Origin of the sequence: Pseudobdellovibrio exovorus JSS (genome assembly GCF_000348725.1) — a bacterium.
Taxonomy (GTDB): Bacteria; Bdellovibrionota; Bdellovibrionia; order Bdellovibrionales; family Bdellovibrionaceae; genus Pseudobdellovibrio; species Pseudobdellovibrio exovorus.
Genome location: NC_020813.1, coordinates 128,042 through 146,106, shown reverse-complemented (window position 1 = coordinate 146,106; position 18,065 = coordinate 128,042). Strand labels below are relative to the sequence as shown.

Annotated in this window: 13 protein-coding genes and 1 pseudogene; 8 read left to right on the top strand and 6 right to left on the bottom strand. The window is 43.4% G+C overall.

The window, feature by feature from the left end:
- Positions 1-9: 9 nt before the first annotated feature.
- The 3 genes from A11Q_RS00730 to A11Q_RS00720 form a co-directional block, all read right to left on the bottom strand.
- Positions 10-1,302 (bottom strand): hypothetical protein, encoded by a 1,293-nt coding sequence (locus tag A11Q_RS00730; protein ID WP_015468859.1) that lies wholly within the window; start codon positions 1,300-1,302, stop codon positions 10-12.
- Between the two features lie 30 nt (positions 1,303-1,332).
- On the bottom strand, positions 1,333-3,654 hold the full coding sequence (locus A11Q_RS00725; protein ID WP_015468858.1) for an SNUT3/LISCH7 family protein: 2,322 nt from the start codon (positions 3,652-3,654) through the stop codon (positions 1,333-1,335).
- A 102-nt stretch (positions 3,655-3,756) separates the two neighbouring features.
- Positions 3,757-6,177 (bottom strand): TadE/TadG family type IV pilus assembly protein, encoded by a 2,421-nt coding sequence (locus A11Q_RS00720; RefSeq protein ID WP_015468857.1) that lies wholly within the window; start codon positions 6,175-6,177, stop codon positions 3,757-3,759.
- A gap of 205 nt (positions 6,178-6,382) precedes the next feature.
- Between A11Q_RS00720 and A11Q_RS00715 the strand changes: the two genes are divergently transcribed.
- Both A11Q_RS00715 and nagZ read left to right on the top strand, forming a co-directional pair.
- Positions 6,383-7,159, top strand: a complete 777-nt coding sequence (locus A11Q_RS00715) for a hypothetical protein (protein ID WP_015468856.1) — start codon at positions 6,383-6,385, stop codon at positions 7,157-7,159.
- Between the two features lie 5 nt (positions 7,160-7,164).
- The gene (gene nagZ, locus A11Q_RS00710; protein ID WP_015468855.1) at positions 7,165-8,280 is read left to right on the top strand and encodes a beta-N-acetylhexosaminidase; all 1,116 of its coding nucleotides are present in this window, start codon (positions 7,165-7,167) and stop codon (positions 8,278-8,280) included.
- Positions 8,281-8,399: 119 nt separating this feature from the next.
- Here the strand turns inward: nagZ and A11Q_RS14000 are convergent, their stop codons facing one another.
- The 3 genes from A11Q_RS14000 to A11Q_RS00700 are packed head-to-tail and all read right to left on the bottom strand — an operon-like array spanning position 8,400 to position 10,937.
- Entirely contained in the window at positions 8,400-8,531 is a 132-nt protein-coding gene (locus A11Q_RS14000; protein WP_015468854.1) for a hypothetical protein, read from the bottom strand.
- 47 nt (positions 8,532-8,578) lie between these two features.
- Positions 8,579-9,409 (bottom strand): hypothetical protein, encoded by an 831-nt coding sequence (locus A11Q_RS00705; protein WP_015468853.1) that lies wholly within the window; start codon positions 9,407-9,409, stop codon positions 8,579-8,581.
- 31 nt (positions 9,410-9,440) lie between these two features.
- A complete protein-coding gene (locus A11Q_RS00700; protein WP_015468852.1) occupies positions 9,441-10,937 on the bottom strand; it encodes a hypothetical protein in 1,497 nt (498 codons plus the stop codon).
- A gap of 79 nt (positions 10,938-11,016) precedes the next feature.
- Between A11Q_RS00700 and A11Q_RS00695 the strand changes: the two genes are divergently transcribed.
- From A11Q_RS00695 to rpsB, 6 genes and pseudogenes are all read left to right on the top strand, one after another.
- Entirely contained in the window at positions 11,017-11,766 is a 750-nt protein-coding gene (locus A11Q_RS00695) for a hypothetical protein (protein WP_041575001.1), read from the top strand.
- Positions 11,763-13,805, top strand: coding sequence for a replication restart helicase PriA (priA, locus tag A11Q_RS00690; RefSeq protein WP_015468850.1), 2,043 nt, complete (start codon positions 11,763-11,765; stop codon positions 13,803-13,805). Before A11Q_RS00695 ends, priA begins: the two co-directional genes overlap by 4 nt.
- Positions 13,806-13,821: 16 nt before the next feature.
- On the top strand, positions 13,822-14,658 hold the full coding sequence (locus A11Q_RS00685) for a CFI-box-CTERM domain-containing protein (protein ID WP_015468849.1): 837 nt from the start codon (positions 13,822-13,824) through the stop codon (positions 14,656-14,658).
- A 54-nt stretch (positions 14,659-14,712) separates the two neighbouring features.
- Complete coding sequence (locus A11Q_RS00680; RefSeq protein WP_015468848.1) at positions 14,713-15,858, top strand: NAD(P)-binding protein; 1,146 nt, start codon at positions 14,713-14,715, stop codon at positions 15,856-15,858.
- A 164-nt stretch (positions 15,859-16,022) separates the two neighbouring features.
- Positions 16,023-16,955, top strand: a complete 933-nt coding sequence (locus A11Q_RS00675; protein WP_015468847.1) for a S1 family peptidase — start codon at positions 16,023-16,025, stop codon at positions 16,953-16,955.
- 325 nt (positions 16,956-17,280) lie between these two features.
- Positions 17,281-17,952, top strand: a pseudogene (gene rpsB, locus A11Q_RS00670) (30S ribosomal protein S2); the annotation flags it as partial.
- Positions 17,953-18,065 lie beyond the last annotated feature (113 nt).

Genomic DNA, 18,065 nt, shown 5'->3' with positions numbered 1-18,065 from the left:
TTATTCTAGTTAGGGTCCAATAAAAGAATCTTGTGTGGCCTTTAGATTGTATCGGCGATTCATCATTTTAAAAATATCATCGCCAGCAACACCGATCATTTCTCCGTTGAAGTCTTTAACAAGACCTTCGGCTGAAGCATAACTGCGATTGGCTTTATCACCATCAAGTCCATCACCTTTACCTGAACCTGCCACATCTGTACCTTCTGCATCTGTTAAGTCTCCGTTACGGCCCTGTGATTGAACACCGATAGTTTGTGTTCCGCTACCGCCAATGCTTGATCCCGAAGAAATCCCAGAGTTTTTCGCAGATCCATCTTTACCGGCACCTGTTCCAGCCACATTACCGCTTAAGCCTCCAGTTTTGCTGTTCAGGTCTGATAAAAGCGCTTGAGCTTCCATCGGAGACATTCCTAAGGCAGATCCCATTTTTTTAGAGTCACCAAAAACAGATGGATCGATTTTTTTACCATCTTTCATTGTCACCACGCCCGTGTTGGGGTCCACAGTGAATGGGCTACGACCATTGTTCGCAAAGCCCGAAAGACCTGTGGCCACATCACGTAAGTTTGTTCCCGGAGGCAAATTATCCACGATTGTTTGGCACTGTTCAGCCGTTCCCGTACAAGTTCCGTCAGGCAATAAAGGCAACACTTCTGTCGTCCCTTGCGGCCATACGATTCCCGTATTTGTAGTACCACCAGTTGATGTTCCAGTATTATTAGCTAATAGCGCATCGCAATTTTCTTGTACTGTTGAAACCTGATTCGATGAATTACATGCAGCATGGGCTGATGATTTATGACTCTTAGATTGCGATTTTGCTAAAACAGAAAAGGCCGCAAAAGCTAATGACTTATGTAAAAAACCTTTATTACATGTAGCTCCCGCACCAGCACACGAAGCGATGAACGCTCCCATAAATGCTGCCGACGTGAGTTTACAAATCTCGGCTGCTGTATCGTATATTTTACTGCCCTTTTTATTTGTTTCAACAGCGGCTTGTAAGTTCGCACGCGTCGATTGGCTATTTAAAACCTGAGCATCCGCTGTTGCCTGAGCATCTGTTGTTGCTTGGTTAGCTTGTAACTGACGAAGCTCTTCATTTTGTAACCGAACAGCCTCATTATAACCACGGACTTCATTATTGTAATTATCACGTAATGCACGATTAGAAGCCTCACAACTGGAATCACGTGGAGCACACTGTGCATAAGTCGGCATTGTAGGTCGCGGAATAGTGGATGTTTGAGCCAATGCAAACTGGCCAAACAGTCCTAAAGCTAAAATTATTGTTTTCACCTTCGCCCCCTTAAAAAATCTTTTAATTACTTACTGTCCAACCAAAAACGAGCTTGTCTGCATGATGTAGCGCTCGCGTACTTTTTCCCAGTTTGACTTCCCTGAAGCCGTACTGATTTCGCGACTTCTTTGGTCCGAAGCCAATTTTCTTTGAGCCGCTTCTTTTTGTTGATTGGTCAAAGCTCCATTACCTGTACCTGCACGTCCAGTACCTAGCGATTGCACCCCTGAAACCGCTGCGCCACCGAAGCTCAGTTTATTTTTGTCATCTTCTTTTTTAGCAGCTTCTGCATTGGAAGCAGCAGCATTAGAACCACCGCCGTATCCACCACCAGCATCACCACTACTACCCATTACAGATGTAGGTGCTCCGCCACCGGTGCTGTTTGTTTTTAATAAATCAGCCGCAGTATTAGAACCAGAACCATTGCCACCAACTCCTGATAGATCAATATTTGAAGCTCCTTTTGGAACTCCCGCGCCAGCGAAGTTCGATAGACCCGCACCATTACGGATATTCGTTCCCGCTAAATCTGATTCTAAATCTGTATTTTCAGCATTGAACGTCGCAATGGCTCCCGCACAACCTTCTTTTTGTGGGTTCATCTGACACTGACAAACCTCTGTTTGAGCATTGGCTTGCTGCTCACAGTAAGCCGCCAAAGTCACAGCTTCACCACCAACGCCGTCCATCGCTGTTTGACGAGCACATTCACGAGCTTTATCGCGAGCCACCAATGTCGATGCGATATTCACACCGAAGCTCAAAACTTCATTCATTTTATTTTCACAGCGAGCTACTAGATTCGCGGTTACTCCTTCAGATGCCACTTGCTTTTCTTGCGAAACGACTTGACCGACAAATTGGTCTGTTTGAGTTAGCTGTTGATACAAAGGTGTACATGTCGTAGACATAGCACCCAGTGATTCTGAAATTACTAGTTTTATCTCTGCCTCTGCCGCCTTAGATAGGCTTTTCATCTCAGTACCAATAACGTCTAGTTTTGTAGCTGCAGAAGTACATGTCGTATCGCACAGCACTTTCGATGCCACACACGCACCTTTAGCAAACATCAAAATTTTGCTGGCCGCATCTGTCACTTGAGCACTTCCAGAACAAATTTTCTGCGTTGAGTTCACAATGGCCAATGCAGGTCCTGCAACATCCATAATCAGCTTTGCATTTTTTGCACCGGGACTTTCAACACAAAGAAATTCCGCTCTTTTCGCTGCTTGACCACACGAGTCTCTCGATGAATGATAAATTTTAATTTTTTTTGCCAACGCCGTCATTTTACCCGAAGAGGTTGGAGCACAAGTCGATAGTGACGTAGCTAAGGCCTCTACACTACTTTCCGCATTTTCAATAGTCTTCGCTTTTTCTTTTACAATCTTGTCATATTCTTTATCCGGGATGTCCTGCTTACTATCCATATTCACTTTTTTGGAGTTGCAGGTCGCTTTATCTAGACAGTTTTTACTAAAAGCGGCCTCTGCTACTTCTTGTTGCTGGTCCACTGTGCCTTCAAGATTTCCGCTGGCAGGAGCTCTGTCTGAACCTCCTGCATCACCAGCTACCTCAACATCTCCACTGTCGCTATCGCGGTTCTCTCGTCGTACGCTATTTCTCGAGCTATCTCTGCCAGAGCCATCTCTATCTAAACGGGTGCGACTACCACCATCACTATTTTGTCTTCTGCTTTCATCATTGCTGCTGATATCATTATTAGAAGTCTCTACAAATCTATCGTCATTCGTTGTATTGCGGTCACCAGAATCTCTGTTCGAACTTCGACCACTGTCATTATTATTGTTGTTATTATACATCGCCATTAACTGCATCATTTGCAGCGCATTTTGCGCATTCATACCACTGCCAGAGTTGCCTGATGCCGTAGCTGTTGTTCCTGTTGTTCCAGATGTAGTACCTGTTACAGTCGCCGTAGCGGCTGCATTTGCAGCTGTATTTGCCGCTAAAACTCGTGCTGACTCAGCTTGTTGTTGCACTCTTTTAACTGCAACCAACGCTTCTTGATCGGCCACGGTCATCGAACTTATTGATGTACATTCATTGCTCGTGGTTAATCCTAAATGTTTTTGAATAGCACAAAATCCCGGAACAGTTGCTGACATGATCTGCGTCGATGAATAACAGAATCTATTAGCCGCCAATATATTGCTAGGGTCAGTTGGCTTTGCTGTGGGGGCTTGTGTTGCAAAGTAAAAACTGCGGCACGCATCTACAGCTGTAAATGGTTGTGGTGGTATTTGTACAGTCTGAGCATTCGCTTCAAATACAGTTGCGGTCAGGCTTACCAAAACAGATAGCAATAAGAGATTTTGGATTCGCATGAAACCCCCCTATGTTTTCTTATCGGCTGTAGGTCTAGAAAGCTTAAGTTTGTCAGTTTGAGACACTCATTATGAGACGATGTATTTTCAAGGATAAAGTTTTTAGAAGTTCAAAAAGCTAGATGGCAGCGGGTTCTCTAAAAAGGCGCCGCCATTACCTTGTTTGAGTACCAATGGAGAAACAATTTTAACTGAGTATCCTGTACGTCCACCTGTAACACAGTTCCCTGCAACCGGAGGCAACCCTTCATGAGTTGGGTTTTTAAAATGATCTTCTGATGTATTAGAGGACAATGCAGACTGCGTGTTGTTCCATGCATTATTACATTGCCCAAAGCTCATCGTGTTGTTTTCGGTGTCCACAGGCCTGTCTGGAAATGTTTCATAGTCAGAAAAGTTTAAGAATGTCCATCCGGTCAGTAACGAAGATTGCACTGATGCTAAAAATTTAAAAATTTCCGAGTATCTTCCATAAGGCGCCCCACCTGGGACACTCTCATTAAAAATAATATTCTTTATTAAAATTTGATCCTTCACCGAGAATGCTTTTGTATCTGCAACTTGCGATGTAGTTAAGTTAGGATCGATATCACGATTTCCAAAGTCTCCGCGCAATTGATCGCGATTATCAGGGCCAATACCTGTCGTATTTCTTATTTTTTCAAAGCCCTTGTACAGTTTTTTGTAATAGTTATTATAGAAGTCCGGATCTATCGAATAAAATGTCAAATCAAACTGATTCGGAGCAATAGCACTGATTTCAAGGTAACGAGTTCCCCTATCTAGGCCTGCCAATGAATCGTATGGTCGCGCATTAGATTCAGGATCATCAATTCCCCTCCAGTCCTCTGTTAAAGAAGGCCAACCGCTAGGACTATTTTCGTACTTACCAGAGTTATTGGGATTAGGTGTAAAACTTTGCACAGGTGTAGGTCCACCAATATTTCTAACAGCTAAGGCTGCATGATAAGCTGCTATATAACGATTGTCTCGGACGCCTTTTCGGTCACCGACAAACAAAGCGAAATTAGGTTGATAGTAAACACTTCGTTTAATGTCATTCACACCTTCTGCGCCATTGATTCGCCTGAAGGGCAACGTATTGTCCACGCGAACATTTTGTTCGGGGTCTTCAATAATCGCCGATTGCTCAGCGCCCGGCTGCCATGTCTGTCCATAAGATGGACCTATTGAACCACCAAATGGTTTCGCCACGGCTGTCGCATGCAGCTTAATTTTCTTTAGTGGTAAGAAAGGAATGTTCGGTTCAGTGGTCGCTTTCACCGCATAGTACTCGACACAATATGGATTTTTTTCGAACCCGACTGTGTGTAGGTTTTGTTTTCCAGCTCCACCGCCACCCAATAAAGTCGCAGCTATATCTTTAACTTCTTGTGGTACACCAGCAAAAGCAGGCCCCATTCCTTGATCATCTCCATAGACAGGCTCTGGCTTATACTGCCAACTACCTGCGGCTCCACCTAACGTTGACGAGAGGCAGTTATGAATAAAATAATTGATATAATCAAATTCGATCCGCTTTAAAAATTCTTTTCCAGAAAACCCGTCATTAAATTTACATTGGTCGCCACTGCCAAGACCTGTCCATGTTGCGAGCTTATTATCTACATCATTATTTAACCCCGTCAGATTCGCCTCGGTTAAATTATTCTTAAATGTCGTTTTAACGCCATCCAGAATTAGCTCACCCTCTATGTCTCGAATTTCATTCGTTGGCAAAGAAAGATTTTTTGCTAGCATCTCTATTGTTTTTGTTCTGTAGCGATTTTCATAAATATAACTGGCCATAAACCGCGCCAATGTAATCGCGCCATACTTCCCTAAATTTTCACAGCGAGTGTCATTGGACAGATTGGCTTGAGCAATGAATGCATTTGCTGCACGAGAGAAATTTCCGCCCCCAGGAGTAATCGCATCACCTGCTTTTGGAATTCTATCAATTTTTCGAGCTTCACCAAAAGTCTCACAATTTACACGACAAACGGATTCATTTCCTGGCCACCCTGAAAAGCCGGGATGTCCCACGCAAAAAAACGGAATGTCTTGCACTCCTAAGCCATCGCCACATTGAAGGCCATTTATAGTCCCATCGGTACGAGCGCGAAACTGAAATCCTCCCCCAGGTAGAAGTTCAAAAGGGAAATTCTGTGATCCGGAACCAGCCCCTTGAAACCCAAACGTTCCCAGAATTCGGTAGCGCCATGTGAGCAGTTTCCAGTTTTGGCGAATTTGAAAATTAATGTGGGCCATGGCATTCATAACTTCAGCCTGCTTCATGGCACCATAGTAAGCAGCTAGGTCCGCTGACTGTTGTAAATTAATTTTATGGTGTATCAGCAGCCCAACATTGATGAGTAAAGCAAAGAAAACAAAGATCACCTGAAAAATCAGCGCCACAAATATCGCCATCTGACCTTTTTGATTTCGACGTGTCAGCACGAAGCGCGAAGCTCGCGCTTTCGATTCCGATTGAGTCGATTTCGTTTGGTCAACGACGTTCATTTTTTCTTCCCCTAAAACCAAGCTATCTCTAGAAACTCTATTTTAAACCGATTTGCCCTGCAAACAACACTGTACTGTCATCCAAGAGTATTTTTTCCTCTACACCCGACTTAAGTTGAGACACCCCTTTCTGTCCATTGAACAGGGGTCCCGAGTTCTTTAAAATAAAATCTTTCGAGCACTATTTTTCATAAGGAAGTCCAGCATGAATCAATTGAAATCCGTCTTCGTTCTTATCTTTACTCTTTTTTTCACTTTGCACGCCAGTGCCGAAGTTCTGTTCGAAGGCTACTACAAAGTCACGCAGTTTAAAAAACACATCGGATTTTTAGTCCTTCGCCACGAAATTGATAAGCAAACAAATAACTTCAAAACCACAAGCTTTATCAAATTAGCTAAGGAAGGTTTTGATATGACAGAATCCTATCAAGCGGTCTCTGATCCTGAATTAGCACCTTTAAGTGTGAACTATCTAGCCGCCGGAGATAAAAAAACAAAAACAATCAATGTGACCATTAAAAATCAAAAGATGACTGGCTCTGTAGTCGAAGATGGAAAAACAATAAAAGTAAATGAAACAGTACCAAAAGGTGTTTTTCTTTCGTCAGCTCTTTACTACATCATGCTAAAAAGTAAATCCGGTTTAAAAACAGATACAAAGTTTGATTACTCGGCCATTACAGAAGAAGGACCCGTGGTGATGACAGGAACTGTTTCTGTCGATAAAAAAATGGTGACTCAAGGAACTCAGCAACTGTTGAAAATCAATAACCGCTTTGCGGGTTCTGACTACGACAACTTGGTCACAACAAAAGGTGAAGTGATCTCGGCGAATACGCCCGGCACAATGATCGAAAGCGAACTTGTTAAAAATAAAGATGAAGCTTTAGCGGGAATTAAACTTCCAGCCGGCACTCTTGAAAAAATCTTCGGAAACACTCCTGCAGGAACAACTAATCCACTTCACGCAAAAGGTAAGTAATCACTATGAATATGCATCAATTGATTGGACAGCATATGTTGATTGGCGTTTCTGGCGCCACATTAACATCAGAAGAAAAAAAGTTTATTGTCGAAAACAATATTTCCGGCGTAGTGCTTTTCGCACGCAACTGCATTGAGCCCAAACAGATTCGTGATCTGTGCGCGGAAATACAATCCCTACGTCACCAGATGGCTGACAAAGCCCCTTTATTTATTGGGATTGATATGGAAGGCGGGCGCGTTCATCGCCTGAAACCACCTTTCACCCAATGGCCACCTTTGAAAAAAATCGGCGATCTAGATGCACCAACTGTCGCTTTTCATTTTACTCAACGTATGGGCTCTGAATTATTATCCGTCGGTATCAACTTGGACTTTGCCCCGTGTATAGATGTTTACACGAATCCTGAAAACACGGTGATCGGTGACCGCGCTGTCAGTAGCGATCCTTATCAAGTTGAAAAAATGGCTTCAGCGCTTGTACGTGGTTATATCAAATCCGGTGTTTTATCCTGCGCGAAGCACTTCCCTGGTCATGGCCACACCATTGCCGATTCACACGAAGAACTTCCTGTGGAAGAAGCCAATCTGGACCGCCTTAATGATGTCGAGCTAGTTCCCTTCCGCAAAGCTTTGCGCAGTCGTGTCGATATGGTGATGACCGCTCACATTTTATTTAAAAATGTCGATCCCGATTGGCCTGTGACTTTATCTGAAACTTTCTTGAAGAAAATGCTACGTGATGAGTTGAAATACAAAGGTCTGATCATCACAGATGATCTGGATATGAAAGCTTTGGCCAAACACTACGACCGCGAACAAATCCCTGTACGTGCAATGCAAGCAGGTAATGACCTCTTGTTATACTGTAACGAGCCAGAGTCTCCGCCGATGGCCATCGAAAGCTTAGTCACAGCAGTAGCACAAGGACAACTCAACCGCGCCGACCTTGAGCAGAGCCACCAAAAAATTCTAGATGTGAAAAAGATTAAAATTCTAACGCCTGATCCTCGCCCTTATGAAGAGGCTCTTGAAATCATCGGCTGTCCGGAACATCAAGCTCTTGCCAGTGATATCCGTGCGGGCAGAATGCCTGAAGGACTTGTCGAAGAAGCTTAATAAACAGAATTTGAATAGATCGTCTTAAAAAATAAAAAAGACCAGCTCCTAGGATGCTGGTCTTTTTTTTCGCACCTTGTTTCCACGATGCGGGAAAACCCTTAAACAGAATCTAGCAACTATTTATCGCCGAACAATGCTTTTTGGCTTTTAGTTGTACCTTTAGTTCTGCTAGCAGCTTTTCTTTTTTTGCCAGAAGCCGCTTTTTTACGTGTACGGATGAATTCAAGTTTTTTAGTTTTAGATGCCATATTTTACCCCACTAATTAAATTTTAAGCAAAAAGTCTAACTTTTCTATCAAAAGGGAATACTCAAGTCAATCAGATGCTTATTTTCGGTCCTGTCCTTTATATTGCTAATATAGGCATAATGGACACCAAACTGAGGCCCCGCAAAGCCCACCCCGGCTGTGAAGTAGTCCTTTTCGAGCACATTATTGTTCTGGAAACCCAATCTGAAGACTAACCAGTCATTTAAGAAGTTTTCCAACCCCATCATATACACCAATTTGTCTGTTTTATTATCAGGAGCCGACTCCACATCAAATCTAAGGCGGGCAAAGTTCTGATAGGTGTAGCTCATCCCCAATGAAATCGTTTTTTGTACCTGCATCGCTTCGGGCAAATCCGCCTGACCAGAGCCTACTTTTTTAGCCACAAAGCCCAAGCCAAAATTCGAGGTCACCGCCAACGTCATCCCTAAATCCAAGACGCCCACTTTGTACTGTTCTTCTTGAGCTGGAGTGATCTTGTGCGTGTAATCGTACATCGAAATAGTTCCACCAAATGTCATCCCATAATAACGAGGCGTCGCAAAAGCCAATCCCAACTGCTGCGTTGTTAACGGGTCCATGTCTGTTCTACGAAACACCAGCGCTGCTGGAAAGTACGCCTCTTTGCCATTATCTGCCACAGTTAAAGCCCAGTCTTTATCTGAGTAATGCACGGAAAGATTTTTCTTTGGCAAATCGGAAATAATCGCAGGATTAAGAAGGACTCCATCAACAGGCTCCATGGCTCCGCGGCCCGAACCACCCGTTGCGGTTGAAACCGCGCCAACATACGCCAGCGACGTGCTTGTTGAAAAAATACTAACTGCACAAATAAATGATAGGATTATTTTTCGCATGATTCACGCTAACAGACGATGACTTAAAAAACTAGTAGCTTGTACTGCTTCTAATGCAAATGCTTGCAAACTGCGGACAGCGACCCAAGCGACGTGCATCATTACCCACTTTGTTTCCAACGTAAGTCACACCCATATTCGGAGCGCGTGATAAATAACACTCTTGCGTCGTATCGTATTGCACACCCACATCTTCTGATGGAGAACCCACAACAATCCCCGTTGTCGGCAAATAGCAGTCTGTTTGCTTATTCACGATACAAAGTGGCTGTGCGGTTCGTGTTGCAGGATTATATGCGGAATTTTTTGGATAGAAAAACCCCACGCCCCAGTCAGCTTCAGAATAATGACGGCGTAGGTTTTTCACTCGCTTCGCCACATTGACGTTTGTTAAATCTGCCGCCGTTAACTGGGAACAGGCTGGCTGATCTATTTTTTTATTATTGAATTCGTTGGTTTTCATAATGACCACATTTTCACAGGTCCACGAAACACCTGCTACTTGTTGGCCCGTTTCCAGATCTCGTTCCACCACTGTATTCAGAACGTTTTTTCTCCAGCTCGAGTAACCGGCATTTTTAGTCACAAAAGAAAGTTGATATCCACGGCCATAGGCCTTTGTTAAATCAGTGGCCACTTTACGCTTAGGTGAGTTTAATCCTGTGCTATCGGACCCAGTCGTATCTGCCGCTAAAGGATTCCCAAAAGTCTGTGTCAGCAAATAGGTACCTGTATTAAATTTAGCTCTGACTTTATCCGAGTATTCTTCTGCGGCCCCTTGACCATCATTGGCAGCGGCATCCGCCGAAAAAGTTTCGTCAATGATATTCGAATAGCCAAAACTCGCTTCCAAAGCTTTCGGAGCCGTCGATGTTCCGATATTGTAAACACGCGCCCCTTCAGACAAAACAGTTTTGTTCGGACCGAACTTCAAATCTTTTGTCATCTGCGAAATAAGTGGTTCCTCGGCAAGGGGAACACCCTCGTAGACACCATCGCGCACCATCATCGGTGTGTTTGACGGCTGAATAGTGTCTGGCACCACTCTCAGGTCTGTGGCTGTTCTAACTGCATATTGAATGTACGTATCTGCATTCGCTGTTGAATTTTTTAATATATACTGGATTTGCGATGAGCTCACTGTAGGAGCGGGATAATTCGGCTGAACATTCTGTGCGATAAATTGTAAAAAGTCCGAGCGCAATTTAATTCCGCCCTTAACGGCCCCACTGCCATTGGCATCCACAAAGCCTTCGCTTACACCAATTTTAATTCCATGAATGCCGCTTTGATTTAAGTTCACACCCACACATGAGTTGTACGAGATCGTGTCCACAGCCAAGTCGAAAGCAAAAGGCGTTGCATCCAATGTGCGTGTAACAGCATCTTTGGTCGATGTCTTAGACGATAGCAAACTGGATTCTTGCTGAATATTACATCCTGCTAAAAGCAAAAGGCAGACAGACGCAGTTAGGGGTAAATGAGCCGATATCCAACGGCGACACGCCAAGTTTTTCATCATCTTCATGGTAACACATTCCGTTAGTGAATTCTTAAGTACTCAACTTCTTGTTCCATTATGATATATTTTTTAGATGAAAACATTCGTGCTCTTGACAATAGTCCAGCTCTTCTCGTCATTTTCTTTTGCTTATATCCTTCCCCTCGACACCATTTTGTTAAAAGCCTCTTCTATTGCAGGTGATTCCATCGTCTCTGTTCAACAAAATGTGATCTTTCATGATGGCACAAAAGAAGTGATCATTCGCGAAGACTGGATGATCGAAGGCGACCGCAACTTAAAAGTGACCGCAACAGGTACAGGTGAATTCAAAGACTTTAAAGCTCAATACTTGTATAACAACAAAACCCGTATGCATCTTGAAGGACGCGCCCGCACATCGACACCTGTCAATGCGGATTTCTTCGAGCGCTTTCTAGCTATCAAGTCTCGTGATTCCTATTATTCCTATTTGCGCGACTTAGGGATTTCTCAGCGTGTGCGTTTGTCTCGTGCTGGTGGAGCCATTAGTTTTGCTGTGGGCGAACCTTCCTCTTCGGAGCTAAGTCCACAGGTTTGGATCGATCAAGACTTTTTTCGTCTGATGAAAATTCGTTTTCCAAGTGAAGCCGAAGTTGAGTTTTCTGATTACGCAGAATATGGAAAACTACACTACCCAAAAATCAAAGAAGTGGAATGGGCTGGTCGCTCTGTTTTGATTAAAGTTGTCAGCGTGACTCCTGTGAAAAAATCGAATCTACAAGATTTTTATCCCGAGACATTAACTCAACCGACTAACATGCAAGTGAACGGCTTACCGCCAGCCGTGGTGGATTTCTATCAGAGGTTTAGATGAGCGAACGCCTCACGGTACGTGTTGCTGTCGATGCGCCTTTATCTGAAAGCTTAACTTACCTTCCTCATCCTGAATTTCAAGTTCGCCGTGGTGATGTCGTTTCCGTACCCTTGGGAAAACGTCAAGCTCAAGGTGTAGTGGTCGCCGTTGAAAATGAAGACCCCGCAAATGTCAGCAGCTTTGAGCTGAAACCAATCAGCGAACGCATTGAAGAGTTCGCTTCATTGTCTTTACCAGAGGCCCATTTAAAATGGCTCGAATGGATGTCCGATTACTATTTGCACCCCTTGGGACAAGTAACGTCTTTGTGTTTTCCACCACTAAGCAAAACACAAAAAGAGCGCAAGAGTAATCGCCCTCCGGTTATCCCCGAAGTTTCCCACAGGACACCTCACCAGTTAAATGTTGAACAACAAAATTGTGTCGATTCTATTCCTTTGGAAAAAGGATTTTCTACCCACTTGGTTCACGGCGTGACGGGTTCTGGTAAGACAGAAATTTATCTAGAGCTTTTTACACGCACTTTGGCCGCTGGCAAAAAAGGCATCTTTCTTTTGCCCGAGATTTCGCTGACACCTCAATTAATTCAGCGTTTTGCTGAACGCTTCGGGGATCAAATCGCCGTTCTGCATTCCCAACTTACAGATCGTGAACGCACAAATCAGTGGTGGGATATTGTTGAAGATCGCAAAAGCATCTTGATCGGAGCGCGCTCGGCACTATTTTGCCCTGTGAAAAATCTCGGTCTTATTGTCGTAGACGAAGAACATGAAGGCAGCTTCAAGCAGGATGAAAAATTAAAGTACAATGGTCGCGACTGCGCCATCATGCAAGGACACTTCAACAATTGCTGTGTTATTTTAGGTTCGGCAACGCCAAGTTTAGAGTCGTGGAAGAATGCTTTGGATGGAAAGTATGTTCTTCATCAGATTAAGAACCGTGTGAACAATCGTCCACTGCCGCAGATCGAAGTCATCGACATGCGTTTAGAAAAAGAGCAGGAAAAAGTCGACATTTTACGACCAAACTGGCTTTCTGAAAAACTTTTGAATGCCACACACGCGGCCTTAGAGCGCAAAGAGCAAGTGGCTTTCTTACTGAATCGTCGGGGCATGTCGCAGTTGGTGTTCTGTCCTTCCTGTGGACACAGTGTTGAATGTCCTAACTGCGATATCAGCCTGACATTACATGCAAATGTCCACTTGGTCTGTCACTACTGTGATTATCATGAAAATTTCAAAACACAGTGTCCGTCTTGTAAAGAAGGCGAGCTGATCAATTTAGGGCTCGGAACAGAAAAAGTAGAAGAGGACTTAAAACGTCTTTTTCCTGACAAAGTGATCGCTAGAGCCGATCGCGATGAAATCACGTCGCGCTTAGACATGGAAGAGCTTGTTCAGAAAATGGAAAAATCTGAAATCGATATTCTGATTGGAACTCAGATGATCGCCAAAGGATTGGATTTTTCTAATTTAACATTGGTCGGACTTCTTTTAGCAGATATCAGTTTCAATTTACCAGATTTCAGAGCGACAGAAAGAAGCTTCCAATTAATCACACAGATGAGTGGGCGCTCGGGTCGTCATGTCAAAGCAGATGAATCGCCGGGAAAAGTGGTGATTCAAACTTACAACACGGAACACGACAGCATTCGCTTTGCGCAAGCACATGATTTCGAAGGTTTTGCGACGCAAGAGCTACAAAATCGTCAGCAGTTGAACTATCCGCCGTTTCATCGCGTGGTTTCATTAAGAATTCAGGCGACAGATTTAAACAAAGTGCAACAAACAGCTCAACAATTAAGCCTGCGTGCACAGATGTTGAAAGAAAAATTTCCTGTTTTCGCTGACATAGAGGTTCTCGGCCCCGCAGCCGCTCCTATAGCGAAGCTCCGCAATCAATTCCGCTATCATCTTTTATTAAAATCCGCACAATCCCGAACACTTAATCAATTTGTCAGAAAGGTGTTAGGGGATACAAAATGGATTCCTAAACAAGCGAAAGTTGTTGTTGATATTGACCCGCTGAATTTGTTGTAAAATAATACAACCTCAGATGGCGATTAAATGTCCGCAATGTAATTTAGATGTTTCCGATTTGCTCCCAATTGAGCCTCAGTTGCGTGAGCGCATATCTGAATTAGATCCTGAATTCCGATTACCAGATGAAATTTGCCGTTCTTGTATGAGTTCCCTGCGCAAAAAAGCTTTTGGACCGGGCGGAATCTTGATGGCTCAAGAACGCGCTAACTCTGAAAGAAAAGGCAAACTTTGGCAGTCACGGATTGCGCTTGTAAAAAAAGGCCACTCGTTAATGGCCAACAACATGTATTCCGAAGCGGCCATGACCTACGAAAAGTATCTGCGCTTACTGGAAATCGTCTTTGACTGTAAGACGGGTCAACTGACTCCGGAAGCATTGAAAGAAGCTGCGAAAACGGCTGAGTTAACTGTGATTGCAGGCGTTTACTGGGACTTATTGCGTATCTATGATTCCAGCGAAAAGTACACGGACCGCCAAAAGCACTCAGCTGTGCAGTTAGCTAAGTTTATCAATTACACGCCTGTGTTTCCTGACATCATGAAAAAAGCGGAGGCCTTTTTGAAGCAGGCCAAGCACCCCGATATCGTCAAAATTTTCATGACAAATGCAAAGAAACAACGCGCTCGTTGCTTCATCGCTACGTCTGCTTTTCAAACTCCAACTGCTATTGAAGTACAGTTTTTAAGATTGTATCGCGATCAAAATTTAAAAAGCTCATTTTTTGGTCGTAAGTTTATTTTTGCTTATTATAAAACATCTCCGACAATTGCTAGATTTTTAGACCGCAATACGTGGCTCAAACCCTCTGTCAGAGCTGTTTTGCGGTTTGTGATCAAATGCGTTAGTTAATTTTTTTACGTAGATTTTCTTGCAACTCGGCGCAGCCTTAGCCATCGTTAAATTATGCACATCTACGATTATATCATCATTGGAAGCGGTCTTACTGGATTAACTATTGCCAAAAAAATTTCGCAAGAAACTGAAAACATTCTGATTCTTGAAGCTCAAGACGTAGCTGGTGGCGACAATCGCCCTGCAAACTTGAACGGACAGAGTTTAGATAATGGTCTTAGATTTTTCCCAGCTACAGAGGCTTCTCGCCAAGCTTTAGGTTTTCTAGAAGACTTACTCGGACACACAGTCACTTCTGGATCAAAAGAAAATACTGTTGAAACTTATGAAGCCAGTGGATTCAAAGACTTTGTTGGATTCGGCGACAAATCCCCTGAGTTCTACGATCAGCTTTCTTACTTCCTTAGCCAAGAGGTGTTTACTTTGACTCAGACTCCATACCAATGGATGCAGAGCTTAGTAGAAAGCTTAAAAACTAAAATCCAAACTCGCTCTATCGTGACACGTTTCGGTTTCGAAGGATTAGATTCTGAAAAACCTGTCCTGACTCACGTGATGGTGAATGGCACAAAACAGCTCTACGCAAAAAACTTCATCTTTGCCGGTCCAATTAAAGATTTAGGTCTTTTAATTCCTGATGATGTTTTAAATGCGCGTGCAAAAGCTAAACTGAAAAAATCAACAGCATGGCAAGCCGTCTGTGTAGATCTATTCCATACAGCTCCTGTTGAAAAAGAAAATATGTTTCTGTTGAATGGCACAACTGACGACGATATCGGGCCTTGCATCGGTCGCTTTTTACCAGCTGTGACGGCGGAAGACGGCTCCACTTCAGGACAAATTTCACAGTGGATGAGCTTTGTAGATTCAGATTCTGCAGAAGACACGGAAAATATCGGTTTGGTTTTGAAAAAAATCAAACGCCAGATCAAACGCGCTTTTCCTGAGGTCTCTGATTCCGTTCAAAAAGAAAGAATTTTTGTCAGCCCAGCTCTTTCGGGAGCCGACTTGAAATTGAATGCGAACTTAAGCCTTCCAAAAGTTGAAAATCTTTGGATTGCTTCAACACAAGCCAGTCGTTATGCCAACTTGTTGGGTTCGTTGATGCAAGCTCAGTTGGTTTTAAGTGCTTTAGGGTTTGTAACAAATACCCTATCACTTGCTGAAGATGTAAGCTCAAACGAAGCTGATATTTAACTCGCACGTCTTAACTTAATTTTAACAGCCCTACAGCCCCGATCGCACCCATAAGTTTTTTTTATGGGTGCCATTGCATTCTTTTCTTTGAGTTTTTTTTCAATTCGCGCGATTTATGTCGCCATCGCAAGACAGCCTTGCAAAAAAAAGCCAAGGGGGCACGTATGTTGACATCTCAAAAACTCAAATTCTCGCTAGTTGCAGCTCTTTCCGTAACCATGCTAAGTGCCTGTGGAAATCAATCTTCATCAAAAGATGGTCAAATTGCTTCCAATATAGTTGGTGGCACCACATCGACTTTAGAATTCCAAAAAGCAAACGGAATCGTGGCTTTGCTGTCTTTGACTGAAAAGAAAAAAGAAGCGCCAGCGGAAGCACCGAAAGAAGGCGAAGCTGCACTTCCTCAAGCCGCTAATGACAATGAAGAAAAGCCAGAAGTGGGAATGAGTATTTGTACAGGCAGCTTGATCAGCAAACGTGTTATTTTAACTGCCGCTCACTGTGTTGATTCTGAAGATTTAAAAGGTGTGTTGGCAATTTTCGCAACAGATATTTCTGCCGAAGATGCTCCGACAAAAGCGATCCCTGTTGGCCGTGTTGAATTACATCCTGATTACGATGGCCAAAACGATATGGCTTTAGTTTTCTTAAGATCAGATGCACCAGCAGATTTCAAATTGGCGAAGCTTCCTTCTTCTGACATCACAAGTGATCTAAAAGGCAAAAGCGTAACTTTAGCTGGTTATGGTGTAACAACTCCACTTGTGAATAAAATTGGTATTGACCCAGAGTCTGGCGAATTAGTTGTGATCCCTCTTCCGACTGAAGGCGATGGTGTTTTAAGACAAATTTCTGACATTGAAACTTTGGCTATCAGCCCTGATGCAAAAGAATTCATGGTTTCTAACTATGGTGGTACTAAAGGTGCTTGCCATGGTGACTCTGGTGGACCGGCGTACTTAGCCCAAGAAGATGGTTCATTCTTATTGGTCGGTGTAACAAGCCGTGGAACTAACCCCATCGGGAACTGTGATCGCCAAGCTATCTACGGCAGTGTTGCCGCTCAGATGGACTGGATCCGCAAGTTCGTAAAATAGTCTCAAAAAGCTCATTTTTTAACGAAAATTCTAATTTTTTCAGAGCAAAAGAGTCCGAAAGGGCTCTTTTTCATTTTAGGCCACTCTTTAGGCCATATAAACCACTTTCATCAGTCGAGATTCCCACTGTAGCGCTTGCGTCCGTAGGGCCATTATGTTATTCAGTTCAGCACTATAACACACGAACGGGTATTTAACTGGTCGTTGCCTATTTTTTAGGCGCGCTATCTCGGCCCAACAGAGTGTCTGAAGTCCTCATAAAAGCACTTCCCACTCGCCCGAGCTCTGCCCTTCGGAGGACAAACTAGTAAGAAAGAGGATATACATGGCACAAGTTACCATGAAAGAAATGTTAGATGCAGGCGTTCACTTCGGTCACCAGACTCAAAGATGGAACCCAAAAATGAAACCTTATGTTTTCACAGCTCGTGGTGGTATTCACATCATCGATTTGCAGAAAACAGTTGTTCGCGCTAACCAAGCTGCTGATTTCGTAAAACAAATCGCTGCTGAAGGTGGATCTGCGATCTTCGTAGGAACTAAAAAACAAGCTATCGAACCAATCCAAGAAGCAGCTAAACGTTGCGGTCAGTACTTCGTTACTAAACGTTGGTTAGGTGGAATGTTAACTAACTTCGAAACAATCAAAGCTTCTATCGACCGCTTACGTAAAATCGACGCGATGAAAGAAAAAGGCGAATACAACTTGTTAACTAAAAAAGAGCGCGCTGGTTTGGATAACGAAGCATTGCGTTTGACTGAATACCTTGAAGGTATCAAAGACATGAAGACATTACCTAAAGTAATGTTCGTTGTTGATATGCCTAAAGAGCACATTGCTATCGCTGAAGCGAAAAAATTAGGTATCAAAATCGTAGCTATCGCAGATACGAACTCTGATCCTGAAGCAGTTGATTACCCAATTCCAGGTAACGACGATGCTATTCGTTCAATCAAATTATTCACAAACCTAGTTGCTGAGTCTTTCATGGAAGGCGCTAAAGTTTGGGAACAAAAATTACGTACTCAAACTGATAAAGGTTCTGACTTAGCTAAAGAAAAAGAAGCAGATACAGCAGCAGCTCCTGCGCGTGCTCCTCGTGGTGCTCG